A 23,810-nucleotide genomic window follows, 5' to 3' on the forward strand; every position below is an offset into this window, starting at 1 on the left:
AAGGGCTGGCATGACAGGTGCATCGTCATGCGCATCCTGCACATCCTCGACCATGGCCTGCCGCTCCAGAGCGGTTATACCTTTCGCACCCGCGCTATCCTGAAGGCGCAAGGGGCCGAAGGGCACGCGGTCGCGGCGGTGACCGGTCCGCGCCAGGGCGGCGCGGCGGGTGAGGTCGAGACGCTGGATGGGCTGACCTTCTATCGTACCGCAGCGGCGGGTCGGTTCGGGCCGCGCGGCGCGCTGGGCGAACTGGCCGGACTCGCGGCGCATGTCCGGGCTATCGAGCGGGCGGTCCAGGCGTTCCGGCCCGATATCCTCCATGCCCATTCCCCCGTGCTCGACGCGCTGGCCGGGCTGGCGGTCGCGCGGCGGCACGGCCTGCCGCTCATTTATGAGATTCGCGCCTTTTGGGAGGATGCGGCGGTCGGCAACGGCACCGGGGTCGAGGGGAGCGCGCGCTACCGCGCCACCCGCGCGCTGGAGGGCTGGACCTGCGGCCGGGCCGATGCGATTGCCGTCATCTGCGAAGGGCTGCGCGGCGACCTGATCGCGCGCGGGCTGCCCGCCGACAAGATCGTGGTGTCGCCCAACGGCGTCGATCTGACGCTGTTCGGCCAGCCCGCCCCGCGCGACGAGGCGTTGGCGCGGCAATGGGGGCTGGAGGGGGCCGAGGTGATCGGCTTTATCGGCAGTTTCTATGATTATGAGGGGCTGGACGACCTGATCGCCGCCATGCCCCGGCTGGTCGCGGCCCGGCCCGGCGCACGGCTGCTGCTGGTCGGCGGTGGTCCGATGGAGGCGGCGCTACGCGCCCAGGCCGAGGCGTCGCCCGTCGCCGATGCGATCCGCTTCGTCGGGCGCGTGCCGCATCAGGAGGTCGAGCGTTATTATAGCTTGGTCGATGTGCTCGCCTATCCGCGCAAGAAGATGCGGCTGACCGATCTGGTAACACCGCTGAAACCGCTGGAGGCCATGGCGCAGCGGCGGCTGGTGGCGGCGTCGGATGTCGGCGGGCACCGTGAGCTGATCGAGGATGGACGGACCGGCACGCTGTTTCCTCCGGACGATCCGGCCGCGTTGGCCGACGCCCTGGCGGCTTTGCTGGCCGATCGATCGATCTGGGAGCGGCGGCGCGATGCGGGGCGGGCGTTCGTTGAAAAAGAACGCAATTGGGCGTCGAACATTCGGCGTTACGAACCTGTTTACCAGCGCTTGCTAGAGAAGGCGGCGACGAAACGGCCATGACATTCACCGCCACGCCCTCTCCCTATCGCCTTGCCCCTGCCTGGATCGGCGGGGCTATCGGCGTGTTCCTGGCCTTTTTGGTTCTGGTCGCACCCGACTGGCGGTTGGAGACGCTGGTCGGCCAGCTGGGCCTGCCCGATATCCTGTCCGCCGCGCAGCCGCCCTTAGGCACCAAGGCGCGGCTGATGCTTGCCGTGGCGGCGGGCATCGGGGCGGGCGCGGTCGGCTGGGCGATCGCCTATCTCCTCTGGGGACCGGGCGGGTTGCTCGCCAAGAGCGTGCCCGTCGAGCGCGAGGACGACGATGATTACGTGCCGAGCGTCCGCCGCTCCGATCGGCATCCCGACGCGCCGCCGCGACGTCCGCTCCATGCCGCCGAACTGGGCGTGCCACCGCCACCCACCGCGGAAGAAGAGGACATCGTCGAGCGGACCTTGCCCGCCGATCTCGATCAGCCGCTGGCGGCGTTCGATCCCGATGCGATCCTGTCCGCCCCGCGCGCGCCGGTCCGGCCGGTCGCCCCGCTGACGCCCGAACCCATGCCCCTGCCGCCGATGCGCGACCCTGTGCCGGTTGATCAGGGCGCGGCCCTGCCGCTCCCCGACCGGGCGAACGAGTCGATCGAGACGCTGCTCGACCGGCTGGAGCGCGAAACCGCCCTGCGCAAGTCGAAACGGGCGGACTGAGGCCGCTTCTTCTCTTCTCCGCTCCACCCCGGCGAAGACCGGGGTCCAGTTGCTGGCGGTCGGGAGTCTTTACCTGCCGATACCCAACGGGGTTTCGACCCTTTGGCGGGTGACGGGGGTGGAAAGTTCGCGCGAAGTCGCGATGACGCGAAGATGGTTCGCGCAGAGGCGCAGAGATCGCAGAGGGTTTTCGCGCGGAGGCGCGGAGAGACAGCGCGCGCGGCAGCGCATTTGAGTCCATCGTTGAGGCTAAAGGGCCGCTGGCGCGGCAAGGTCAAACTCTCCGCGCCTACGCGCGAACCTCTTCTCTTCTTCGCGTCATCGCGGCTTCGCGTGACACAAAAAACCCGCCCGGATCACTCCGAGCGGGTCTTTTCGCATAACCTTGAGGGCGGGCCTGACGGACCCGCCCTCGTCAAACGGCTTACGCCGCCAGATTGCGCAGCACGTACTGCAGGATGCCGCCGTTCAGGAAATATTCCAGCTCGTTGACGGTATCGATGCGACACTTGGTCAGGAAGGTCTCGGTCGAGCCGTCCTTGCGGGTCAGGATCACTTCGACATCCTGACGCGGACGCAAGCCAGCCACGCCCTGGATGGTGAAGCTCTCGCTGCCGTCCAGCTTCAGCGTCTCGCGGGTCACGCCGTCTGCGAACTGCAGCGGCAGGACGCCCATGCCGACCAGGTTCGAGCGGTGGATACGCTCGAAGCTCTCGGTGATGACCGCCCGCACGCCGAGCAGGTTGGTGCCCTTCGCCGCCCAGTCGCGCGACGAACCGGTGCCATATTCCTTGCCCGCGACGATGACGAGTGGCGTGCCGTCGGCCTTGTGACGCATCGCGGCGTCGTAGATCGGCATCACTTCGCCGTCATACTGGGTCATGCCGCCCTCGACGCCGGGGACCATCTCGTTCTTGATGCGGATGTTGGCAAAGGTGCCACGCATCATCACGTCATGGTTGCCACGACGCGCGCCGTACGAGTTGAAGTCCTTCTTGGCGACCTGATGCTCCTGCAGGAAGGTGCCTGCCGGGCTGTCGGCCTTGATCGAACCGGCCGGGCTGATGTGGTCGGTGGTGATCGAGTCGCCCAGGATGGCGAGCGGCTTGGCCTCGATGATGTCGGTGACGGGCTTCGGCGTCATCTCCATGCCCTCGAAATAGGGCGGGTTGGCGACATAGGTCGAAGCGGCGGGCCACGCATAGGTGTCCGAACCGGTGACCTCGATCGCCGACCACTTGGCGTCGCCCGCATAGACATTGCCGTAGCGCGAACGGAACATCTCGTCGTCGATGTTCGCATCCATCAGGCTGCGGACTTCCTCGTTCGAGGGCCAGATGTCCTTCAGATAGACGTCCTGGCCGTCCTTGCCCTGGCCGATCGGCGTTTCACGCATGTCCTGCGTGACCGTGCCCTTCAGCGCATAGGCGACGACGAGCGGCGGCGAGGCGAGAAAGTTGGCACGGACGTCGGCCGACACGCGGCCCTCGAAGTTGCGGTTGCCCGACAGGACCGAGGCGGCGACGATGTCGTTGCCGTTGATCGCCTTCGAGATCGGCTCGGCGAGCGGGCCCGAATTGCCGATGCAGGTGGTGCAGCCATAGCCGACCAGATTGAAGCCGATCGCGTCGAGATCGGCGGTCAGGCCCGCCTTGTCCAGGTAATCGGTCACGACCTGCGAACCGGGGGCGAGCGAGGTCTTGACCCAGGGCTTGGGCTTTAGGCCCAGCGCGTTCGCCTTGCGCGCGACCAGACCGGCGGCGACCAGCACGCTCGGGTTCGAGGTGTTGGTGCAGCTGGTGATCGCGGCGATCACGACGTCGCCGTCGCCGATGTCATGGCTACGATCCTCGACCGCGACGCGGACGGCGGCCTCCTTCTTGTACACCTTGGCGAGGTCGGCGTTGAACACGTCGTCGACTTCGGTCAGCACGACCTTGTCCTGCGGACGCTTCGGACCGGCGAGCGACGGCACGACCGTCGACATGTCGAGTTCCAGCGTGTCGGTGAAGACGGGGTCGGCGGCATCGTCATGACGCCAGAAACCGTTCGCCTTGGCATAGGCCTCGACCAGCGCGACATTGTCGTCCGAACGCGCGGTCAGGCGCATATAGTCGAGCGTCTTGTCGTCGATCGGGAAGAAGCCGCAGGTCGCGCCGTACTCGGGTGCCATGTTGGCGATCGTCGCACGGTCGGCGAGGGTCATCGACGACAGGCCGGGGCCGTAGAACTCGACGAAGCGGCCGACCACGCCCTTGGCGCGCAGCATCTGGGTGATGGTCAGCACCAGGTCGGTGGCGGTGATGCCTTCCTGGAGCTTGCCGGTCAGCTTGAAGCCGACGACTTCGGGGATCAGCATCGACACGGGCTGGCCGAGCATCGCGGCTTCCGCCTCGATCCCGCCGACGCCCCAGCCGAGCACGCCCAGGCCGTTGATCATCGTGGTGTGGCTGTCCGTGCCGACCAGCGTGTCCGGGTATGCGATGGTCGCGCCGCCCTTGGCGTGCTCGCCGCTCTCGGTCGAGGACCAGATGGCCTGGCCGATATATTCCAGATTGACCTGGTGGCAGATGCCGGTGCCCGGCGGAACGACCGAGAAATTATCGAGCGCCTTGGAGCCCCACTTCAGGAACTCGTAACGCTCCATGTTACGCTGATATTCGAGGTCGACGTTATCCTCGAACGCCTGCGGCGTGCCGAACTCGTCGACCATGACCGAGTGGTCGATGACGAGGTGGACGGGGACCTGCGGATTGATCTTGGCCGCGTCGCCGCCCAGCTTGGTGATCGCGTCGCGCATCGCGGCGAGGTCGACCACGCAGGGCACGCCGGTGAAGTCCTGCATCAGCACGCGCGCCGGGCGATACTGGATCTCGCGGTCCGAACGCTGGGTCTTCTGCCAGTCGACGATCGCCTGGATGTCCTCGCGCGTGACGGTCTTGCCGTCCTCGAAGCGCAGAAGGTTCTCCAGCAGCACCTTCATCGAGAAGGGCAGGCGGCTGATGTCGCCGAGCTGCTCGGAAGCCTTGGCGAGGCTGTAATAATCATAGGTCTTGCCGTCGACGTCGAGCGTCGAGCGGGTGTTCAGGCTGTCCTGGCCTATCGCAGTCATGGGCGTCCCTTCTTGGTCGAGCCGGGCACGCCCAGGGGGACACGGCAGCATGCAGCCGCGAGCAAGGCGTGCCGGGGATAAATCCGGTGATGCGAGCGGCCTTAGCAAGGGGTGGCCCGACAGGGAAGGGCATCAAGGGTGGAAATCGAGGGCGGGATCGGCGCATTTGCGGCGTTGCAACGGTGTCCCGTCGCAACCGTGGAAAAAGCGTGGAACAGGCATGATGAATGACGGGTTCAGACGTCATGAATGGAGTTCCGACCATGGGCGCGTTGAAGGATAGGCGATCTTCCGCTTTTACGGCTTCGGGCCGTCACGGGGCGGCGGGACGCGGTTCCGTGACGCGCGGTACGGATGCCATCAGCATAACAGGAGGGTGGCGATGACGCAGCACGCTCCCCGACCGCCGCGCCGTCCCGATCAGATCGTAGCGGTCGGCCTGTTGACCCAGCGTGACCTCGATGTGCTGGGCTCCGGCTTTCGCCGCTCGTTCCCGGTCAGCCAGGATACGGCATTCGACGACCTGCTTCAGGCGCTGGACTCGATAGAAGCGATCCATGTGCCGAATCGGCGGGATTGATCGTCGCTGTCGATCAAGGATGATCTAGCAGGGTTCCTTTCTGCCCGGATCGGACGTGGAAGCGCTTGGCGACGGGGGTAAGTCCCGGCTAATGCGTCACGCATGCCTGGACGGATTCTCCGGCACGGCCGGAAAACGCAATGACTCCCGAACGCTTCGCCCTGTTGACCCGCCGCCACCGCGAATGCCTTCGTGGCGTCAAAGCGCTCAAGGGCTCCAAGGAAATCGCGATCGAACTCGGCTTGGGAAAGTCGACCGTCGACAGCTATCTGGCAGAAGCGGTCAGGCTTCTGGGCGCGCGCAATCGCCGCGAGGCGGCCATGGCATTGGCTGATCATGAGGCCTTGGATAATGACCAAGCTACTGAAGAAAAAGAAGAAGTAACCCCCAATAAAATCATACCCGATTCTACGGGGCTGGTTTCCAAACCGCCGACCGTGGCACCTCCAATGGCACCGGATGGGAGTACGGTCGGTGGGGCGGTGCAGGACGGCCATGTCCACGCATCGCCCCGCTTGTCCCTCCCGGTCCGGCGGCAAGGACAGACCCGCAACGACATGAGCGTCGCTGAGAGGATGCTCTGGGTTCCAACGATCGCAGTCGCACTGGCCATTGGCTTCGGCATGTTGGCGACCGGCCTCGACGTTTTGACCCGTGTGATCGGACGTGTGTCGAACCTTGCCGGGTGATGATCCTCCGTGCGGCCAACGGCACGCATGGGCCATTTCAGGGGCACAGGCCATGACGACGGAACATGAAGCGGCACTTCAGGTCACCCAGCTCCTGTGGAAGCTGGAAAACGAACTCGACACGGCTTTTTCGACCGCAGGTGAACTTGCCATGGCACTGCCGCGGGCGCGGGCCGAAGCCAAGCTGTCGGCGGTGGTCGGCCAGCACGCTTTCGAAATGCTCGGCCAGGCGATGATGGCGATCGGCCAGGCGCGCGGACATGCCGTGCAGAGCCACCGTATCCTGGAAAAGGTCGGCAAGACGATCGGCTTCGATGCCGATGGCTATGGCGACAACCATCCCAAGCCGCCCGAGACGACCGGTGCGATCACGGCCACGCCGCTGCGCGTGGCTGCCTGACGAAGATCATCGCGGCGTGTCTCATCGGATTTTCATCATACGGGGCACGCCGTGACGCATATCTATGTCTTTAACATCGTTCAGGGGCTGATCTGCCTTTACGCCCTGACGATGGGGGGCTGGCCCGAACGATTCGGCGCGCTCTTGCTGCTGTCGGCGACGGCGGCCACCATCCTGATCGCGTTCGAGCCAGCGACCCATTTCCGCACGACCGACCCGCGAGAGGTCATCATCGACATCGTCCTGATGGGCGGGCTGTTGACGATCGCGTTGCTGGCCAATCGCTATTGGCCGCTCTGGCTGGCGGCGCTGCATCTTCTGGGCATCGCCATCCACGGCGTGCGGGGATTCGATTCGAGCCTGATGCCATGGATGTATGGCATGGCAGAGGGCAAGATCGCCTATCCCATGCTCACCATCCTGGGGCTTGGCGTATTGCGCCACCGGATGCGCGTCGCCCGTTTCGGTCGTGATCCCGACTGGGCCTTTTCTTGGCGGGACCTGCGATGAACTGCGACCTTCAACTGCTGCACTGGCCGGCCGAGGATCGGGCGAGCTTTGCGCATTTCACCAGCGTCATGGCGGACGTGCAGGCCCGCATCCAGGCGATCTCCGGCGTTGGCGGCGGCGTGCCGGTGCCACGCCCGCCGCGGGTGCCCACCCCGCGCGAGTGCGCCGCGATGGTTCTTCGCCATCGCCGGGACATGCGTGATTTCATCGGGGTCGATGGCGACATGTTCGGCGACCCCGCCTGGCAGATTGCGCTGGCCGCTTTTCAGGCCGAGGCGCCGATGAGTGACGCGGCCCTGCTGGAGACGGCGCATCTTTCGCCGACCGGCACCCTGGGCGCGCGTTGGATTCGCCTTCTGGTCCAGCGCGACTGGATCGAGCGAAACGCGGAGGGCGATCTGCTGGCGACCGACAAGATGGTCGCGATCCTGTCGGGTTATTTCGCCCGGACCTGATCCGATCGCGCACGGCCGGGATGCCGTGCAACTCTTGATAGCCCCGCGGGTTCAATGGCCACGGGCATAACCACAGGAGAAGACGGATGGCCGAGGATATCGGGAATGGCGGCGGCGCGGGTGCGATTGGCGGCGATATGGGCGCAGGCGCCTTTACCGACCGCATGAAGGGCGCAGGCGAGGCGATGCAGGCGTCCGGCCAGAAAATGGCCGAGGGTGGATCGGCGGTGACGCTGAAGATGCTCGACCAGGCCGAAACCAATGCGCGCGAAGCCTTTGCCGCCATGCGCGAGGCCGCTTCGGCGCGCGACCTGTCCGAGGTGATGCGCATCCAGGGCGAGTTCATGCGCGAACAGGGCAATCGCTCCATGTCGCAGGCGCGTGAGATCGGCGAGATGATCGTGCAGTTCGGCCGCGATGCGATCGGCGCGGCGCGGGGCACGAAGCAGGACTGAAATCCGGCTATCCTCACCCTTCCGGTTCAGGGCCGGAAGGGTGAGGGATAAGCACTACTGCCCCGGGCTCAGCGCCACCGGGCCCTTCGTCGTTGCCTCCAGCAGCGAGTCTCCACCCAGTACGCGGTAGAGCGTCACCCGGTTGGTCGCGGCGGTAAGTTGCGTCGCGATCACCGTCCGCTGGGCCGAATAGAGCGACCGCTGCGCGTCCAGCGTATTCAGGAACGGCGTCACCCCGCCGCGATAGCTGGCCTCGGTCAATCGATAGGTATCGGCCGCAGCATTCAGGAAGCGACGATTGGCCCCCAGCTGGTCATCGATCGTGCCCTGCCGAGCCAGGGCGTCGGCGGTTTCTTGGAATGCAGTCTGAATCGTCTTTTCATAGGTCGCGAGCGCGGCGTCGCGCTGCGCCTTGGAATATTGGACATTGGCCACGCCAGCCCCCGCCTGGAAGATCGGATAGCTGACGGACGGGGCGACCGAATAGTTGAAGCTCCCGCCCGAGAAGAGCGAGGTCAGCGCGTTACTGGCGAACCCGACCAGCCCGGTCAGCGAAATGCGGGGGAACAGCGCGGCGCGCGCCGCGCCGATCTGCCCATTGGCGGCGCGCAGCAGATATTCGGCCTGCACCACGTCCGGGCGACGCAGCAGGATGCCTGAGTCAAGCCCGGCGGGCAGCGTCGCGACGGTGGGCGAGGCTTCCTCGATCGAACGGGGCAGGAGGGCGGTGTCGATGGGCGCACCGACCAGCAATTGCAGCGCGTTGATATCCTGCGCCACCGCCGTCTTCTGGAGCGCGAGGTCGGCCTGCGCGGTCGCCAGCACCTGTTCGGCCTGGCGCAGGTCGGTGCGCGGCGAAATCCCGCCCTGAAGCCGCGCGCGGGTCAGCGTGACGCTGCGCTCGGCACTGGCGGCGGTCTGCTGCGCGATGGCGAGCAGGCTCTGGTTGGCCGCGTAATTGAGCCAGGCATCGGCGATGTCGCCGACCAGGGTCAGCCGGGTCGCCCGCGCCGCCGCCTCGGTCGCGAAGTAGCGGTCGAGCGCCGCGCCGGTCAGCGAGCGGACGCGGCCGAACAGGTCCAGCTCGAACGCGGTGGTGCCCAGATTGACCGACCAGGCACTGCCCGACCCGTTCGCGCCGGTGACGACCGTCCCGCCGGTCCCGCCCGTGCCGGTTCCGACACCACCGGTGCCGTTTCCTGTGCCGGTGCCCGTTCCCGTGCCGCCGGTGCCTGTTCCGCCGACGGCCTGCGACCCCGCGCCGTTCGATCCGCGTTCGGTATAGCTGTAGCGGCCCGAGGCATCGACCTCGGGGAACAGGCTGCCGCGCTGGATGCGATATTGCGCACGGGTCGCGGCGATGTTCGCCACCGCCACGCGCAGGTCGCGGTTGTTGGCCAGCGCCTGGGTGATCAGCTGCTGCAACCGCGCATCACGGAAGATGTCGGTATAGCGGACTGTGGGCAGCGCTGCCTCCGACTGGCGGAGATAGGCGTCGCCGACCGGCCAGGACGGCGGCACCGGCGTGGCGGGCCGCTCATATTTCGGAGCCAGCGAACAACCCGACAGCGCGGTGGCGGCGAGCAGCAGGGCAGGGAGGGGGGACAGGATACGCATCAGGCCTTCTCCGCTTCGCCTTCGGGGGCGGGGCGATGCCCCGCGCCATGTTCGCTCATCGGCTTGCCCCGCAACCGGGCCAGGCCGTTGCGGACCGACCGGCGGACCAGCACGAAGAACAGCGGGATGTAGAAGATCGCCAGCACCGTCGCGGTCAGCATGCCCCCGATCACGGCGGTGCCGATCGCGATACGGCTGTTGGCCCCCGCACCGGTCGAGATGGCGAGCGGCAGCACGCCGAAGATGAAGGCGAAGCTGGTCATCAGGATCGGCCGCAGACGGATCTTGGCGGCCTCCAGCGCGGCGTCGATGACGCGCTTGCCCTGCTTCTCCGCCTGTTCGGCGAACTCGATCATCAGGATGGCGTTCTTCGCCGCCAGCCCCATCGTCGTCAGCAGGCCGATCTGGAGATAGACGTCGTTGGTCAGCCCGCGTAGCGTCACGAAGGCGACCGCGCCGATCAGGCCCAGCGGAATGACCAGCAGCACCGCGAACGGGATCGACCAGCTTTCGTAAAGCGCGGCCAGGCACAGGAAGACGACCAGGATCGACAGGCCGTACAGGATCGGCGCCTGCCCGCCCGAGAGCCGCTCCTGATAGGACAGGCCCGCCCAGGCGATCGAGGTGCCGGGGATTTGCGCCGCCAGCTCGGTCATCCGCTTCATCGCGTCGCCCGAGCTGTAGCCCGGCGCGGCCGACCCCTGGAATTCATAGGAGGGGATGCCGTTGAAGCGCGACAGGGTGGTCGGGGCCACGCCCCAGTTGATCGTCGAGAAGGAGGAGAAGGGGGCCATCTGCCCGCTCGACCCGCGCACGAACCACTGCTTCAGGTCCTCTGGCTCGGCGCGATAGGGTGCGTCGCCCTGGACGAAGACGCGCTTCACGCGGCCCCGGTCGATGAAGTCGTTCACATATTGCCCGCCCCAGGCGGTCGACAGGGTCGAGTTCACCTGCTGTTGCGTCAGACCCAGCGCCGCCAGCTTCTGCTGGTCGAGGTCGACGCGCAGCGTGGCGATATCGGGCAGCTCGGTCAGGCGGACCGAGGCGAGCATCGGATCGGCATTGGCCTTGGCGAGCAGCTGGTCGCGGATCGCCTCGAACTTCTCCAGCGGCATGCCCGAGATGTTCTGCAATTCCATGGTGAAGCCGTCCGACTGGCCCAGACCGCGGATGGCCGGAGGCACCAGCGCGAAGACCTGCGCGTCGCGAAGGCCGCGGAAGGCGGCGGAGGCGCGGCCGGTAATGGCGTCGGCGCTGTTCTCCTTGCCCTTGCGGTCGGCCCAGTCGACGAGGTTGATGAAGCCCTGGCCGGTATTCTGGCCGCTGGTGCCTCCGCCGCCGCCGCCCGCGACGGAGAACAGAACCTTGACGTTCTTGCCCTCATGCTGGGCGAAATATTGCTCGACCTGGCGCTGCACTTCCATGGTGCGGCCCTGGGTAGCGCCGGCGGGCAGGCGGAACTGGACGATCGCCGAACCCTGGTCCTCGGTCGGCAGGAAACCGGTCGGCAAGCGGAGGAAGAGGACGGCAAGCAGCGCGACAACACCCGCATAGATCAGCAGGAACAGCCATTTCCGGTCGACCACCGTGCGCACGGCCGAGGTATATTTCTCGACCGTCCACTCGAAGCGCGAGTTGAACCCGTCCTTGGCGCGTTGCAGCCCATGCGCCACGCGCGGGAACTTGCGGTCGAGCCACGCGCCTTCCTCATGCTCCTTGGCCTTCTGCTTCAACAGCGTGGCGGTCAGCGCCGGGGACAGGATGATTGCCACCGCGACCGACAGGATCATGGCCGAGACGATGGTGATCGAGAATTGGCGATAGATGACGCCGGTCGATCCGCCGAAGAACGCCATCGGCAGGAACACCGCCGACAGGACCAGCGCGATGGCGATCAGCGCGACGCTGATCTCCTTCATCGACTCGATCGTCGCCTCGCGCGGCGTCATGTCGGGATTTTCCTCGAGCAGACGCTCGACATTCTCGACGACCACGATCGCGTCGTCGACCAGCAGGCCGATCGCCAGCACCAGCCCGAACAGCGTCAAGGTGTTGATCGAGAAACCCGCCAGATAGAAGATGGCAAAGGTGCCCAGCAGCACGACCGGCACCGCGATCGTCGGGATCAGCGTCGCCCGCCAGCTTTGCAGGAAGACAAACATGACGATGACGACGAGGATGATCGCCTCGATCAGCGTCTTGACCACTTCGTCGATCGACAGCTTGATGAAGGCGGTCGTATCGTTGGCATAGGCGACCTTCAGGCCGGGCGGGAAGGTCTTGGCGACGCGGTTGACCTCGGCCTTGACCAGCTCGGCGGTCTTCAGCGCGTCGGCGCCCGGCGCCATCAGCACGGCGATGCCCGCGCCCGGATGCTGGTTGATCCGGCTGACGGCGGCATAGCTTTCCGCGCCCAGCTCGATACGCGCCACGTCGGACAGCTTGACCGTCGCGCCGTTGTTCAGCGTCTTGACGATGATCTCGCGGAACTGTTCGGGCGTCTGGAGCCGCGACATGGAGGTCACGGTCGCGTTCAGCATCTGGGTGGTGGGTGAGGGCGTGCCGCCGACCTCACCGGCCGCGACCTCGGTATTCTGGTTCTGGATCGCGGTGACGACGTCGGACGGCATCAGCTGATAGGAGGACAGCCGCTCCGGGTTCAGCCAGATGCGCATCGCATATTGCGAACCGAAGACGTTGGTATCGCCGACACCCTGGATACGGCCCAGCGGGTCTTGCAAATTGGAGACGAGATAATCGGCGACGTCCTGGTTCGTCATCCGGTTCGTCTCGTCATAGACGCCCGCGATCAACAGGAAGTCGGGGTTCGACTTGCGGACGACCAGACCCTGTTGCTGCACCTGCTGCGGCAATCGCGCGACCGACTGCTGGACCTGGTTCTGGACCTGGACCTGCGCGATGTCGGGATCGGTGCCCTTGGCGAAGGTCGCGGTGATCGTCACCGAGCCGCGGCTGGACGAGGACGACTGGAAATACAGGAGGCCGTCGATGCCGGTCAGCTGCTGCTCGATGACCTGGGTCACCGAATTCTGCAGCGTCTGGGCGGACGCGCCGGGGAAGGTCGCGCGGATCGAGACCTGGGGCGGGGCCACGTCGGGATATTGCGCGATGGGCAAGCCCATGATCGCGCCGATGCCCGCCAGCATGACGATGATGGCAAGGACCCAGGCGAAGATCGGGCGATCGATAAAGACGCGGCTCATCATGGTCCGGTCAGCCCGCCTTGCCCTTGGCGGCCTGCATCTTCTTCAACTGCTCGGGCGAGGGGGGCTGGACCTTTTGGGGGCTGTTGGCGGGCACCGCCCGGACGCTCTGGCCGGGGCGCAGGTTCGCCAGCCCCTGCGTCACCACCTTGTCGCCAGCCTTCAGGCCGTCGGTCACGACCCAATAGGCGCCCTGCGTCCGTTCGGCCTTGACCTTCCGTTCCTGCACCTTGTCGTCGGCGCCGACGACGAAGAGCGTCGCATTGCCCTTTGGATCGCGCGAAATTGCCTGTTGTGGGACCAGGAACGCGCTGGTGTCGATCGCCTGGGCGAACTGCGCGCGCACGAACATGCCGGGCAGCAGCAGCCCTTGGGGATTGGGGAAGCGGGCGCGCAGCGTCACGGTGCCGGTCTGCGGATCGACGACCGCCTCGGCAAATTCGACCTTGCCGGTCTGGCCGTAATCGGTGCCGTCCTCCAGTCGCAGCTTCACGTTCGCGCTGGCGGGGATCAGGCCGTCACGCGCGCCCAGGCTGCGACGCAGCGAGAGCAGGTCGCTGGCCGATTGCTGGATATCGACGAAGATCGGGTCGAGCCGCTGGATTTGCGCCAGCGGGTCGGTCTGGTTCGCGCTCACCAGCGCGCCGACGGTGAACAGCGAACGGCCGATGCGCCCGGTAATCGGCGCGGGGACGGTGGTGAATTGCAAATTGACGCGCGCGGTTTCCAGCGCGGCGCGGGTCTGCGCGACCTGGGCCGCGGCCTGGCGGGCACTGGCCTGCGCGTTGGTATAGTCCTGCTTCGAGATGGCCTCGATCTGCGCCAGCGGGCGATAGCGATCGGCGAGCGTCTTCGTCGCCTCGGCATTGGCCTGCGCGCTTTGCAGGTTGGCGGCGGCCTGGTTGGCGGCGGCGCGATAGAGGCGCGGATCGATCTCGTAGAGCGGCTGGCCACGCTTGACGAGCGTACCCTCGGTGAACAGGCGGCGGCGGATGACACCGGTCACCTGTGGGCGAACGTCGGAGCTCTCAAAGGCGCTGGTGCGTGCCGCCAGTTCGGTCACGATCGGCGCGTTGGTCGGCTGGACGGTCACGAAGCCGACGGTCGGGGTCTGCTGGGCGCCGCCGCGCCCCTTGGACGCGCCGCCCTTCTCGCTGCCACCACATGCCGACAGGCTCACCAGCGCGAGCGCCATGGCCGTACCGGCGAGCACCCGGTGCCCGCGAAAGCCTGCAAAGTTCAATTCATTCACCTGCCTGAGATTCGCCGCGGTTACGGCCCGCGCCTCAATGCGCGAACCGGCGAAACGTTGCTGACACGTGTCAAATTGCACGAGGGCGGTTCCGAAAGGCAAGCGATGATGGCCTAAATCGCCCGCCTTAATTGTCGCAACTTGTCGCGCGGCTACAAAAGCGAGTGACGTGGGACCCTTTGGGTTTCTGGCGCATTTTCAAAGGGCATGACCGACCGCGACGCCGATAAACGCCTGGCCGCTGCCGCAGCGGTTGATGAGGTGCGCGACAATATGCTCGTCGGCCTGGGCACGGGTTCGACCGCCGCCCATGCGATATCTGCCCTTGCCGAAAAGCGTCTAGCCATCGAGACGGTCGCCACGTCCGAGGCGAGCGCCGCATTGGCGACCCGTCTGGGTTTGAAGGTGCGGCCGTTCGATTCGGTGGCGCGGGTCGACCTCGCGATCGATGGCGCGGATGCGATCGACGCACGGCTGCGCGCCGTGAAGGGCGCGGGCGGCGCGATGGTTCGGGAAAAGGTCGTGGCCGCCGCCGCCGACCGGATGATCGTGATCGCCGACGGCTCCAAGCGTGTGACCCGGCTGGGCGCGACGCCGTTGCCGGTCGAGATTCTGCCTTTCGCGCGCGGCTATGCGTCGCTGAGGCTTGCGCAGATGTTCGTGCGCTGTGTCGAGCGGCCCGATTATGTGACCGACAACGGCAATATCGTGATCGATGGTCATGGCTGGGACGATGCCGCCCCATACGGCTTGGCGAATGCGCTGATGGCCATCCCCGGCGTCGTCGGGCACGGCCTGTTCCTCAGTGAGATCGACGCCGCCTATATTGCCGAGGACGGGATCGTTACCCGGCTGGAACGGGGGCGGAACCCGCGCTAAGGCGGCCCATGCATGGCAACCCTGACCGTTCGCGGCAGCGCTCGGTCGCAGAATGTAAGGATAAGGCCAGTTTCATGACCGATGCCACCATCAACGCCGACTCGCACCTCCACGAGGACGGGTCGATCGAGCGCCTGACCATCGACACCATCCGTACCCTGTCGATGGACGCGGTGCAGCAGGCCAATTCGGGCCATCCCGGCACCCCCATGGCGCTGGCCCCGGTCGGTCATACCATCTGGTCGAAATTCCTGCGTTACGATCCGGCTCATGCCGATTGGCCCAATCGCGACCGCTTCGTGCTGTCGGTCGGCCATGCCTCGATGCTGCTCTACTCGCTGATCCACCTGGCGGGGATCGAAGAGATCGACGCAGACGGCAACAAGTCGGGCAAGCCCGCTCTCAGCCTCGAAGACCTGAAGGGCTTCCGCCAGCTCAATTCCAAGACCCCCGGCCACCCCGAATATCGCCACACCACGGGCGTCGAGACGACGACCGGTCCGCTGGGTGCGGGCTGCGGCAACTCGGTCGGCATGGCGATCGCCGAGCGCTGGCTGGCCGCGCACTTCAACCGCGAGGGTTTTCCGATCTTCGACCATGACGTCTACGTGGTCTGCGGCGATGGCGACATGATGGAAGGCGTCGCGTCCGAAGCCGCTTCGACCGCCGGTCACCTCAAGCTGTCGAACCTGTGCTGGATTTACGACTCGAACCAGATTTCGATCGAGGGCGGCACCGACATCGCGTTTGACGAAGACGTCGCCAAGCGGTTCGAGGCCTATGGCTGGAACGTACTGCACGTCGACGACGCCAATGACGTCGCCGCGCTGACCGCCGCGCTCGACAATTTCAAGGCGACCACCGACAAGCCGACCTTCATCGTCGTGAAGTCGGTCATCGGCTATGGCAGCCCCAAGGCGGGCAGCGAAAAGGCGCATGGCGAGCCGCTGGGCGAGGACGCGATCCGCGCCACGAAGAAGGCCTATGGCTGGCCCGAGGACGCCAAGTTCCTGGTCCCCGATGGCGTGCGCGAAGCTTTCCAGGGCGCGATCGAGGCCCGCGGCAAGCCGCTGCGCGACGCATGGGTCGCGATGATCGAGAAGTATCGCGCGGCCTATCCCGATCTCGCCGCCGAACTCGACGCGATGCTCGCCGACACGCTGCCCGAGGGCTGGGATGCCGACATCCCGGTGTTCGAGGCGGATGCCAAGGGCGTCGCCAGCCGCGACTCGGGCGGCAAGGTGCAGAACGCCATCGCCGCCAAGGTGCCGTGGCTGATCGGCGGCTCGGCCGACCTCGCGCCCTCGACCAAGACGCTCATCAAGGACGGCGGCTCGTTCCAGGCGGGCAGCTATGGCGGGCGCAACATGCACTTTGGCGTGCGGGAGCATTCGATGGGCGCGATCGTCGACGGCATGGCGCTGTCGCATCTGCGCTCCTATGGCGCGACCTTCCTGGTCTTTTCCGACTATATGCGCGCGCCGATCCGCCTCGCGGCGATCATGGAGCTGGGCGCGACCTTCGTCTTCACGCACGACTCGATCGGCGTGGGCGAGGACGGTCCGACCCACCAGCCGATCGAGCATCTGGCGACGCTGCGCGCGATCCCCGGCCTCGACACCATCCGCCCCGGCGACGCCAACGAAGTGGCCGAGGCGTGGCGCTGCGCCGTCGAGTCGGCCAGCCACCCGACCGCGCTGATCTTCTCGCGTCAGGCGCTGCCGACGCTCGACCGCAGCAAGTACGCGCCGGCTTCGGGCGTGAAGAAGGGCGGTTACGTGCTCGCCGATTGCGACGGCACGCCCGACCTGATCCTGATCGCGACGGGGTCGGAACTGTCGCTGGTGACGGACGCCTATGAGACGCTGAAGGCCGAGGGCAAGAAGGTCCGCGTCGTCTCGCTGCCGAGCTGGTATCGCTTCGAGCTGCAGGACGCGGCCTACAAGGACAGCGTGCTGCCGCGCGCCGTCACCAAGCGCCTCGCGGTCGAGCAGGCCGGGTCGATCGGCTGGGACCGCTATGTCGGGTTCGATGGTCGCACGATCACCATGTCGACCTTCGGTGCCTCGGCCCCGCTCGCCAAGTTGCAGGACAAGTTCGGCTTCACCCACGACAATGTCGTGAAGGTGGCCCGCGAAATGCTGGAGACCAAGTGATGAGCAAGCTGTCGGAACTGGGCGCCAAGGGCTGCGCCCCCTGGCTCGATTTCGTCGATCGCAAGTTCCTGGAGGCGAAGGGGCTGGAAAAGCTCGTTGCCGAGGACGGGCTGACCGGCGTCACCTCCAACCCGTCGATCTTCGAAAAGGCGATGGGGCATGGCGACGCCTATGACGCCACGCTCGCCGCCTTCGACAAGGAAAACCCCGGCGCGGCGACCATCGACCGTTACGAGCATCTGGCGATCCAGGACATCAAGGCGGCGGCGGACACGCTGAAGCCCGTCTATGACAAGCTGGACGCCAAGGACGGCTATGTCAGCCTGGAAGTGTCGCCCTATATCGCCGATGACACCGACGCGACCACCGCCGAGGCCGAAAAGCTGTGGCATGCGGTCGACCGCCCGAACCTGATGATCAAGATTCCGGGCACCGATGCGGGCGCGCCGGCCATCTCGGCGACCATCGCCAAGGGGATCAACGTCAACGTGACGCTGCTCTTCTCGGTCGACGCCTATATCAAGGTGGCCGAGGCTTATGCGTCGGGCCTCGAAGAGCGGGTCAAGGCGGGGCAGCCGATCGACCGGATCGCCAGCGTCGCCAGCTTCTTCATCAGCCGCATCGACTCGGCGATCGACAAGAAGATCGACGAGCGCGTCGCCGCCGGTGATGCGGAAGCGGACGCCCTCAAGGCCGTGCGCGGCAAGGTCGCCATCGCCAACGCCAAGATGGCGTATCAATGGTATCTGGACTTCCTGAAGTCCGACCGCTGGCAGGCGCTGGCCGCCAAGGGTGCGCAGCCGCAGCGTCTGCTCTGGGCATCGACGGGGACCAAGGACCCGTCCTTCCCGGACACGCTCTATGTCGACACGCTGATCGGGCCGGACACGGTCAACACCATGCCGCCCAAGACGATGGACGCCTTCCGCGACCATGGCACCGTGGCCGAGACGCTGACCGCCGACATTGACGACGCCAAGCATGTGCTGGCCGAGGCGGAACGCCTGGGTCTCGACCTGAACGGTGTCACCGATACGCTGGTGCAGGAGGGGGTCGCCTCCTTCGTCAAGGCGTTCGACGATCTGCTCGGCGCGATCGGGCAAAAGCAGCCGGCGGCCTGAGGCCCCGGCGGCCCCCTCCCCAAATACGGGGAGGGGGCCTTTTCATTTCTCATCTCAGTAAATGGAGTTCCCGCGATGAAGATCGGTCTGGTCGGCCTTGGCCGCATGGGTGGCAATATCGCACGCCGCCTGATGCAGGCTGGGCATCAGGTGGTGGCCTGGGATCGCAGCGACGAGGCGGTGCAGACGCTCGCCAAGGACGGCGCGGAAGCCGCCACCGGGCTGGAGGACATGGCCGGAAAGTTGGCCGATAAGGCGATCTGGTGGGTGATGCTGCCCGCCGGTGGCCCGACCGAAGACACGATCGCGGAAATCGCCAAGCTGGCCAAGGACGGCGACGTCGTCATCGATGGCGGCAACAGCTTCTACAAGGACGATATCCGTCGCGCCAAGATGCTGGCCGAGCATGGCATCCATTATGTCGATGTTGGCACCTCGGGCGGGGTCTGGGGCCTGGAGCGCGGCTATTGCATGATGATCGGCGGCGACAAGGAAACAGTCGACCATCTCGACCCGATCTTCGATGCGCTGGCACCGGGCCTGGGCACTATCGTCCGCACGCCGGGTCGCGTCGCCGACAAGGTCGATGAGCGCGCCGAAAAGGGCTATATCCATGCCGGACCGGCGGGTGCGGGTCACTTCGTCAAGATGATCCACAACGGCATCGAGTACGGCCTGATGCAGGCCTATGCCGAGGGCTTCGACATTCTGAAGTCGAAGAACAGTGACAAGCTGCCCGAGGACGAACGCTTCGACCTGAACCTGACCGACATCGCCGAAGTCTGGCGTCGCGGCAGCGTGATCTCGTCGTGGCTGCTCGACCTGACCGCCATCGCGCTGGCCAAGGACGAGATGCTCGAACAGTTCTCGGGCCATGTCGCGGATTCGGGCGAGGGCCAGTGGACGATCGACGCCGCGATGGAGGAGAAGGTCCCGGCCAACGTCCTGACCGCCTCGCTCTTCGCGCGCTATCGCAGCCGGATCGAGCATACCTATGGCGACAAGGTGCTGTCGGCGATGCGCTTCGGTTTCGGCGGTCATACCGAAATCCCGCAATGACGAAATCCATCCGGCTCGTCGTGTCGGACGTCGATGGCACGCTCGTCGACCCCGACAAGAAGCTGCGCGCCGCCACCATCGCCGCCGTCCGGCGGCTGGAGGCGGCGGGCGTCGGCTTCACCATCATTAGCGCACGGCCACGTTCGGGGCTGGGCTGGCTGGCCGACGAACTGGCGATCGACGCACCGATCGGGGCGTTCAACGGCGGCACCGTGTTTCGCCGCGACGGCTCGGTCGATGCGCAATTCCGCGTGCCGGTCGCGGTGGTGAACGACGTGCTGGCGATAGCGGCGGACAAGCCGCTCACCATCTGGGTGTTTGCCGACGATCGCTGGTACGCCAGCAGCGGTGAAGGCACCCATGTCGATCATGAGCGCAAGGCGTCGTCGCAGGAGCCGGTCATCACGCAGGACTTTTCCTCGCTCGTGGAGAAAGTCGACAAGATCACCTTGGTCAGCGACGATACCGACCTTCTGCGCGATCTACTCGAAAAGGCGAATGCGGCGCATGGGAAAGAAGCGACCATCGCCCAGTCGCAGACCTATTATCTCGACGTAACTGCGTTGAAGGCCAACAAGGGCGATGGCGTGGCGACGCTCGCCGAGGCGTTCGGCGTCTCGCTGGAGGAAGTGGCGGTGCTGGGCGATCAGGCGAACGACCTTCCCATGTTGACACGCGCCGGGCTGCCGATCGTGATGGCGAATGCGCCGGATGCGGTTAGGGAACAGATATCGGTACACACCCGTTCCAACGCGGACGATGGTGTGGCCTATGCCATCGATACCCTTATCCTGCCCAGAATCGGAGTGCCTTCATGAAGCAACTGGTTGCGTTCGACCTCGACGGTACGCTGGCCGAAAGCAAGCAGCCCCTGGGCGAGCCGATGGGGGAGGCGCTGGCCGACCTGCTCGACGTCGCACATGTCGCGGTGATCTCGGGCGGCGACTGGCCGCAGTTCGACAAGCAGGTCGCGAGCCGCCTGCCCGAACGTGCTAACCGCGCCAAGCTGTGGCTGATGCCGACCACCGGCACCAAGCTCTACACCTATCAGGATGGCAGCTGGACTCCGGTTTATGCCGAGCTGTTCGACGACGAAACCAAGGCGAAGATCCTGGAGGCGTTCGACGCCTCGCTGGAGGCGACCGGTTTCGTGCCCGAACAGACCTGGGGCGAGCGGATCGAGGATCGCGGCAGCCAGATCACCTTCTCCGCACTCGGCCAGCAGGCGCCGATCGATGCCAAGGAACATTGGGACCCCAAGTTCGAGAAGCGTAAGGTCATCCAGGCCGATCTGAAGCAGCGCCTGCCGGGCCTGTCGATCAACATGGGCGGCGCGACCTCGATCGACATCACGCGTGAGGGCGTCGACAAGGCGTACGGCCTGAAGAAGCTGCGCGACGCCAGCGGCATTGCGCTCGACGCGATGATGTTCATCGGCGATGCGATCTTCCCGGGCGGCAACGATTATCCGGCCAAGGAACTCGGCCTGGATACGGTGCGCGTGCGCGACCCGGAAGAGACGCTGGCCGTCATCGCGGGGATCGTCGCCTGCCTGAAGTGAGCGATAGCGCGTCCGCCGTTTTGCGGGCGCGCACCGCTGCCGCGCATGAAGCGGTGGATGCGGCTTATGGCGGCTATCGGCTGGATGATCGGGAAAGCTATACGGCATTCCTGATCGCTCACGCCCGCGCGCTGCTGGCCGTCGAAGCGCGGTTGGCGGAGCGGAACATCGCTTTTCCCTGGCGGTCGCGACGCGCGGCGCTGATAGCAGACTTGGCCGCCCTCGGTCGTGAGATGCCCGAGCCCCTGCCGTTCGATCTGGCCGACGACGACGCGGCGCGCTGGGGCGCGCTTTATGTGACCGAGGGCTCGCGGCTGGGCGGCGTGATGCTCGCCCGGCAGGTGGGGGAGGGGCTTCCCCGTGCCTATCTGGAATCCGGTTTCGCGGCAGGGGAGTGGCGGGATTTTCGCCATGCGCTCGATGCTGCGGCTGGCGATGAGGCATGGGTCGACCGCGCTGTTGTGGCGGCTGAGCAGGTCTTTGGACTATATCGTAGGGCCGCTTAGAGCAGGGCGACACTAAGCCCCTCCCCTGAAGGGGAGGGGGCCATTTCAGACTGTCAGAGTCTCGCCCTCAATCGGCGATCGGTGCGATCACGATGGCCCGCAATCCGGGCTGGTTGTCGTCATATTCGATCGAGCCCGACAGACGCTGCATCATCGCGGCCATCATCCGGCTGCCGAAGCCGCGCCCGTGACCGGGCTCTTCATCACCCTTGCCGCGCCCCTGATCGGCGACGATCAGGCGCAGGCGGTTGCCATATTGCTCCAGCGTGATCGTCACTGGGCCCGGCGTGCCGTCATAGGCATATTTGGTGGCGTTGATGATCAATTCGGTCGTCACCAGCCCCAGGTTGATCGCACGGTCGGTCGGCATCAGCACGGGCGCGAGGTCCAAGCGCATCATCGTCGCCCAGTCGCGGCCCATCGACTGCTTCATGTCGCCGACCAGCTCCTCCAGATAGCGGGCGAGGTCGACCGTCTGGATTTGGTCGTCGCGGTAGAGGCGGCGATGGACGAGCGCCACCGCCGACAGGCGTGCCTGCGCCTCGGTCAGCTGTTCACGGACACGCGGATCGTCCGCCGCCTTGGCCTGGAGAGACAGGAAGGACGAGACGAGTTGGAGGCTGTTCTGGACCCGGTGGTCTACCTCCTTCATCAGGACGTCCTTTTGCAGGAGCAGTGCTTCCTTGTCGTCGAGCGTGCGCTGCAAGGCGGTGTTCAGCCCGCGCAGGCGGTGGTTCTGCGCCGCGTCATGCAAGGCGCGGCGCAGGCGGTGGGCGGCCTCCACCTCTTCCATCGTCCAGCGGCGGGCGCGTCCGCGCACCGTCTCACGCCAGCTCTCGAACGATGTGCGCGGGTTGAGCGTGGCCTCGGGCGACAGGGCGACCGACTTGTGCGGATTGCCCGCCCATTCGACCTCTTCGACCTGCTCCGCGCGGAACCAGAGAAGGGTGACGCCACCATCGACCAGCGGCAGCGCCAGCACGCCCGCCGCCGTCGAAACGATTGCCGCCGCGTCGGGCATGACGGAGGGCAGTTCATGCGTGACGAAAAGCTCGCCGCCACCCCGGATTGCTGCCCAGCCGGCGATATCCAGGATGGCCAGATCGGGCGGGCAGGTGCCGTGCGCTTGCACCCGGCCCTGGTCAACGATGGCAAAGCCCGTCGCGCCCAGCATCGCCGTCATTTCGGGCATCAGGCGGCGGATGGCGGGGGCCGGATCGCCCAGGCCGATGATGCGTGGCAGCAAGCTGTCCTCGGCGGCGCGCAGGCGAAGCCGCTCGCGATAGAGTTCGGCCTCTTCGCGAGCGCGGATCTGCCGCGCCAGCGCGCCCGCCAGCGCGGCGGCGGCGGCGCGCAGGTCGGGCGACAGGCGGCGCGGGCTATAATGATGACAGGCGATCATGCCCCACAACACACCGTCCTTGACGATCGAGATGGAGGCCGAGGCCGCGACGCCCATATTCTTCAGATAGCGGACATGGATCGGCGACACGCTGCGCAGCGCGACGTCGCTCAGGTCGAGCGTCTCGAATCCCTCCGGCCGGATCGGCGCGGGGACGTAATCGACATCCGGGATGCAGCGCGTCCGGTTGCGGACGTAAAGGGCGCGCGCCTGTTTCGGAATGTCCGAGGCGGGAAAATGATGATGGAGGAAGGACGGCAGGCCAGCGCCGCGCGCCTCCGCCACCACGCGCCCGGCATCTTCGTCCAGAAAGCGATAGAGCATTACCCGGTCGAACCCGGTGAGCATCTGAAAGGTGGTGGCCGCGCGCTCGAACAGCATCGGCAGGTCGCCGGTCCGCTCGAAACTGGTGACCGCCGCGTCGAGCCAGGCCAGGGGACTGCCCGTGCCCCAGGGCGCATCGACGATCCCGGCCTCCAGTTCTACCAGTACCCGCTCGCCCCCGATCCGGTGCGCGGTAACGGCGAAGCGCTCAGCGATGCCGTCGACCGGTACGCCCGCAACGACCGATCCCGGCCCGATCGGCAGATGGGCGACCATGCGCGCCACATCCTCGCCCAGCAGCGTGGCGAGCGGCTGTCCCAGCCATTCCGGGGCCAGCCGCTCCTCGATCGCGCCCGCGCCTGCAACGACATTTCCCGTGGCCGCATCGACCACGAGCAACAGGCCATGGGGCTGGATCGCCCCGGGGATATGAATCGGCTCCCGATCGCAGGCAGTGATGTCCATGTTGGGATCGGTGGCGATGGGGCGCGTGGCCATCGGGCGAAAAATTCCTCTCTTCCCGCCACATGCCGGGTTTCCTACCCGGTTGCAAATTCGCGAATGGGACAATCGA

At 66.2% G+C, this 23,810-nt stretch carries 20 protein-coding genes; 15 read left to right on the plus strand and 5 right to left on the minus strand.

The genetic code is table 11. The annotated features are described in order from the left end of the window. Positions 1 to 27: 27 nt before the first annotated feature. Positions 28 to 1,248 carry a TIGR04063 family PEP-CTERM/XrtA system glycosyltransferase gene (locus tag SB4_RS09115; protein ID WP_058752330.1) on the plus strand — a complete coding sequence of 407 codons (1,221 nt, stop codon included), beginning with the start codon at positions 28 to 30 and terminating at the stop codon, positions 1,246 to 1,248. Continuing rightward, on the plus strand, positions 1,245 to 1,934 hold the full coding sequence (locus SB4_RS09120; protein ID WP_058752331.1) for a hypothetical protein: 690 nt from the start codon (positions 1,245 to 1,247) through the stop codon (positions 1,932 to 1,934). Before SB4_RS09115 ends, SB4_RS09120 begins: the two co-directional genes overlap by 4 nt. Before the next feature lie 424 nt (positions 1,935 to 2,358). Here SB4_RS09120 and acnA read toward each other — a convergent pair whose 3' ends face one another. Next, complete coding sequence (acnA, locus tag SB4_RS09125; RefSeq protein WP_058752332.1) at positions 2,359 to 5,046, minus strand: aconitate hydratase AcnA; 2,688 nt, start codon at positions 5,044 to 5,046, stop codon at positions 2,359 to 2,361. Between the two features lie 382 nt (positions 5,047 to 5,428). On the opposite strand from acnA, the gene SB4_RS09130 reads away from it, so the two are divergent. The 6 genes from SB4_RS09130 to SB4_RS09155 all read left to right on the plus strand — a co-directional run bounded on the left by SB4_RS09130 (position 5,429) and on the right by SB4_RS09155 (position 8,135). Beyond that, complete coding sequence (locus SB4_RS09130) at positions 5,429 to 5,626, plus strand: hypothetical protein (protein WP_058715417.1); 198 nt, start codon at positions 5,429 to 5,431, stop codon at positions 5,624 to 5,626. A gap of 140 nt (positions 5,627 to 5,766) precedes the next feature. Beyond that, complete coding sequence (locus tag SB4_RS09135) at positions 5,767 to 6,315, plus strand: LuxR C-terminal-related transcriptional regulator (RefSeq protein WP_058752333.1); 549 nt, start codon at positions 5,767 to 5,769, stop codon at positions 6,313 to 6,315. Between the two features lie 52 nt (positions 6,316 to 6,367). Beyond that, complete coding sequence (locus SB4_RS09140; protein WP_058733952.1) at positions 6,368 to 6,715, plus strand: hypothetical protein; 348 nt, start codon at positions 6,368 to 6,370, stop codon at positions 6,713 to 6,715. 51 nt (positions 6,716 to 6,766) lie between these two features. Continuing rightward, positions 6,767 to 7,225 (plus strand): hypothetical protein, encoded by a 459-nt coding sequence (locus SB4_RS09145; protein WP_058715420.1) that lies wholly within the window; start codon positions 6,767 to 6,769, stop codon positions 7,223 to 7,225. Continuing rightward, positions 7,222 to 7,680: a hypothetical protein gene (locus SB4_RS09150; RefSeq protein WP_058752334.1), complete on the plus strand. Its 459-nt coding sequence runs from the start codon at positions 7,222 to 7,224 to the stop codon at positions 7,678 to 7,680. The genes SB4_RS09145 and SB4_RS09150 overlap by 4 nt, the downstream gene beginning before the upstream one ends. A gap of 86 nt (positions 7,681 to 7,766) precedes the next feature. Further along, complete coding sequence (locus SB4_RS09155; protein WP_058733955.1) at positions 7,767 to 8,135, plus strand: phasin family protein; 369 nt, start codon at positions 7,767 to 7,769, stop codon at positions 8,133 to 8,135. Between the two features lie 54 nt (positions 8,136 to 8,189). Here SB4_RS09155 and SB4_RS09160 read toward each other — a convergent pair whose 3' ends face one another. Genes SB4_RS09160 through SB4_RS09170 form a run of 3 tightly spaced genes read right to left on the minus strand, consistent with a single transcriptional unit; the run spans position 8,190 to position 14,171 of the window. Further along, positions 8,190 to 9,752 carry an efflux transporter outer membrane subunit gene (locus SB4_RS09160; RefSeq protein WP_082670079.1) on the minus strand — a complete coding sequence of 521 codons (1,563 nt, stop codon included), beginning with the start codon at positions 9,750 to 9,752 and terminating at the stop codon, positions 8,190 to 8,192. Further along, positions 9,752 to 12,979, minus strand: a complete 3,228-nt coding sequence (locus SB4_RS09165; RefSeq protein WP_058752335.1) for a multidrug efflux RND transporter permease subunit — start codon at positions 12,977 to 12,979, stop codon at positions 9,752 to 9,754. The genes SB4_RS09160 and SB4_RS09165 overlap by 1 nt, the downstream gene beginning before the upstream one ends. A 7-nt stretch (positions 12,980 to 12,986) precedes the next feature. Then, positions 12,987 to 14,171 carry an efflux RND transporter periplasmic adaptor subunit gene (locus tag SB4_RS09170; protein ID WP_082670082.1) on the minus strand — a complete coding sequence of 395 codons (1,185 nt, stop codon included), beginning with the start codon at positions 14,169 to 14,171 and terminating at the stop codon, positions 12,987 to 12,989. A 264-nt stretch (positions 14,172 to 14,435) separates the two neighbouring features. Here SB4_RS09170 and rpiA point away from each other — a divergent pair, with 264 nt between their 5' ends. From rpiA to SB4_RS09205, 7 genes are all read left to right on the plus strand, one after another. Next, positions 14,436 to 15,107, plus strand: coding sequence for a ribose-5-phosphate isomerase RpiA (rpiA, locus tag SB4_RS09175; RefSeq protein ID WP_058752336.1), 672 nt, complete (start codon positions 14,436 to 14,438; stop codon positions 15,105 to 15,107). A 74-nt stretch (positions 15,108 to 15,181) separates the two neighbouring features. Beyond that, positions 15,182 to 17,263 carry a transketolase gene (tkt, locus tag SB4_RS09180; protein WP_058752350.1) on the plus strand — a complete coding sequence of 694 codons (2,082 nt, stop codon included), beginning with the start codon at positions 15,182 to 15,184 and terminating at the stop codon, positions 17,261 to 17,263. Then, a complete protein-coding gene (gene tal / locus SB4_RS09185; RefSeq protein WP_058752337.1) occupies positions 17,263 to 18,384 on the plus strand; it encodes a transaldolase in 1,122 nt (373 codons plus the stop codon). Before tkt ends, tal begins: the two co-directional genes overlap by 1 nt. A 75-nt stretch (positions 18,385 to 18,459) precedes the next feature. Beyond that, the gene (gene gnd / locus SB4_RS09190; RefSeq protein WP_058715427.1) at positions 18,460 to 19,443 is read left to right on the plus strand and encodes a phosphogluconate dehydrogenase (NAD(+)-dependent, decarboxylating); all 984 of its coding nucleotides are present in this window, start codon (positions 18,460 to 18,462) and stop codon (positions 19,441 to 19,443) included. Next, positions 19,440 to 20,261: a Cof-type HAD-IIB family hydrolase gene (locus tag SB4_RS09195; RefSeq protein ID WP_058752338.1), complete on the plus strand. Its 822-nt coding sequence runs from the start codon at positions 19,440 to 19,442 to the stop codon at positions 20,259 to 20,261. The genes gnd and SB4_RS09195 overlap by 4 nt, the downstream gene beginning before the upstream one ends. After that, a complete protein-coding gene (locus tag SB4_RS09200) occupies positions 20,258 to 21,004 on the plus strand; it encodes an HAD-IIB family hydrolase (protein ID WP_058752339.1) in 747 nt (248 codons plus the stop codon). Before SB4_RS09195 ends, SB4_RS09200 begins: the two co-directional genes overlap by 4 nt. Continuing rightward, the gene (locus tag SB4_RS09205; RefSeq protein ID WP_082670080.1) at positions 21,001 to 21,510 is read left to right on the plus strand and encodes a biliverdin-producing heme oxygenase; all 510 of its coding nucleotides are present in this window, start codon (positions 21,001 to 21,003) and stop codon (positions 21,508 to 21,510) included. Before SB4_RS09200 ends, SB4_RS09205 begins: the two co-directional genes overlap by 4 nt. Positions 21,511 to 21,577: 67 nt before the next feature. On the opposite strand, the gene SB4_RS09210 is transcribed toward SB4_RS09205, so the two are convergent. Next, positions 21,578 to 23,734 (minus strand): histidine kinase dimerization/phosphoacceptor domain -containing protein, encoded by a 2,157-nt coding sequence (locus SB4_RS09210; protein WP_058752341.1) that lies wholly within the window; start codon positions 23,732 to 23,734, stop codon positions 21,578 to 21,580. Positions 23,735 to 23,810: the final 76 nt, after the last annotated feature.

This window comes from Sphingomonas sanguinis (assembly GCF_001476905.1).
Taxonomy (GTDB): Bacteria; Pseudomonadota; Alphaproteobacteria; order Sphingomonadales; family Sphingomonadaceae; genus Sphingomonas; species Sphingomonas sanguinis_B.

Excerpts from the sequence above, each read along its gene's own strand:
- SB4_RS09150 (WP_058752334.1), top strand. The coding sequence starts at position 7,222 with ATGAACTGCGACCTTCAACTGCTGCACTGGCCGGCCGAGGATCGGGCG.
- SB4_RS09195 (WP_058752338.1), top strand. The coding sequence starts at position 19,440 with ATGACGAAATCCATCCGGCTCGTCGTGTCGGACGTCGATGGCACGCTC.
- SB4_RS09135 (WP_058752333.1), top strand. The coding sequence starts at position 5,767 with ATGACTCCCGAACGCTTCGCCCTGTTGACCCGCCGCCACCGCGAATGC.
- SB4_RS09170 (WP_082670082.1), bottom strand. The coding sequence starts at position 14,171 with ATGGCGCTCGCGCTGGTGAGCCTGTCGGCATGTGGTGGCAGCGAGAAG.
- SB4_RS09155 (WP_058733955.1), top strand. The coding sequence starts at position 7,767 with ATGGCCGAGGATATCGGGAATGGCGGCGGCGCGGGTGCGATTGGCGGC.
- acnA (WP_058752332.1), bottom strand. The coding sequence starts at position 5,046 with ATGACTGCGATAGGCCAGGACAGCCTGAACACCCGCTCGACGCTCGAC.
- SB4_RS09120 (WP_058752331.1), top strand. The coding sequence starts at position 1,245 with ATGACATTCACCGCCACGCCCTCTCCCTATCGCCTTGCCCCTGCCTGG.
- SB4_RS09115 (WP_058752330.1), top strand. The coding sequence starts at position 28 with ATGCGCATCCTGCACATCCTCGACCATGGCCTGCCGCTCCAGAGCGGT.
- SB4_RS09130 (WP_058715417.1), top strand. The coding sequence starts at position 5,429 with ATGACGCAGCACGCTCCCCGACCGCCGCGCCGTCCCGATCAGATCGTA.
- SB4_RS09210 (WP_058752341.1), bottom strand. The coding sequence starts at position 23,734 with ATGGCCACGCGCCCCATCGCCACCGATCCCAACATGGACATCACTGCC.
- rpiA (WP_058752336.1), top strand. The coding sequence starts at position 14,436 with ATGACCGACCGCGACGCCGATAAACGCCTGGCCGCTGCCGCAGCGGTT.
- SB4_RS09165 (WP_058752335.1), bottom strand. The coding sequence starts at position 12,979 with ATGATGAGCCGCGTCTTTATCGATCGCCCGATCTTCGCCTGGGTCCTT.
- gnd (WP_058715427.1), top strand. The coding sequence starts at position 18,460 with ATGAAGATCGGTCTGGTCGGCCTTGGCCGCATGGGTGGCAATATCGCA.
- tal (WP_058752337.1), top strand. The coding sequence starts at position 17,263 with ATGAGCAAGCTGTCGGAACTGGGCGCCAAGGGCTGCGCCCCCTGGCTC.
- tkt (WP_058752350.1), top strand. The coding sequence starts at position 15,182 with ATGACCGATGCCACCATCAACGCCGACTCGCACCTCCACGAGGACGGG.
- SB4_RS09200 (WP_058752339.1), top strand. The coding sequence starts at position 20,258 with ATGAAGCAACTGGTTGCGTTCGACCTCGACGGTACGCTGGCCGAAAGC.
- SB4_RS09160 (WP_082670079.1), bottom strand. The coding sequence starts at position 9,752 with ATGCGTATCCTGTCCCCCCTCCCTGCCCTGCTGCTCGCCGCCACCGCG.
- SB4_RS09140 (WP_058733952.1), top strand. The coding sequence starts at position 6,368 with ATGACGACGGAACATGAAGCGGCACTTCAGGTCACCCAGCTCCTGTGG.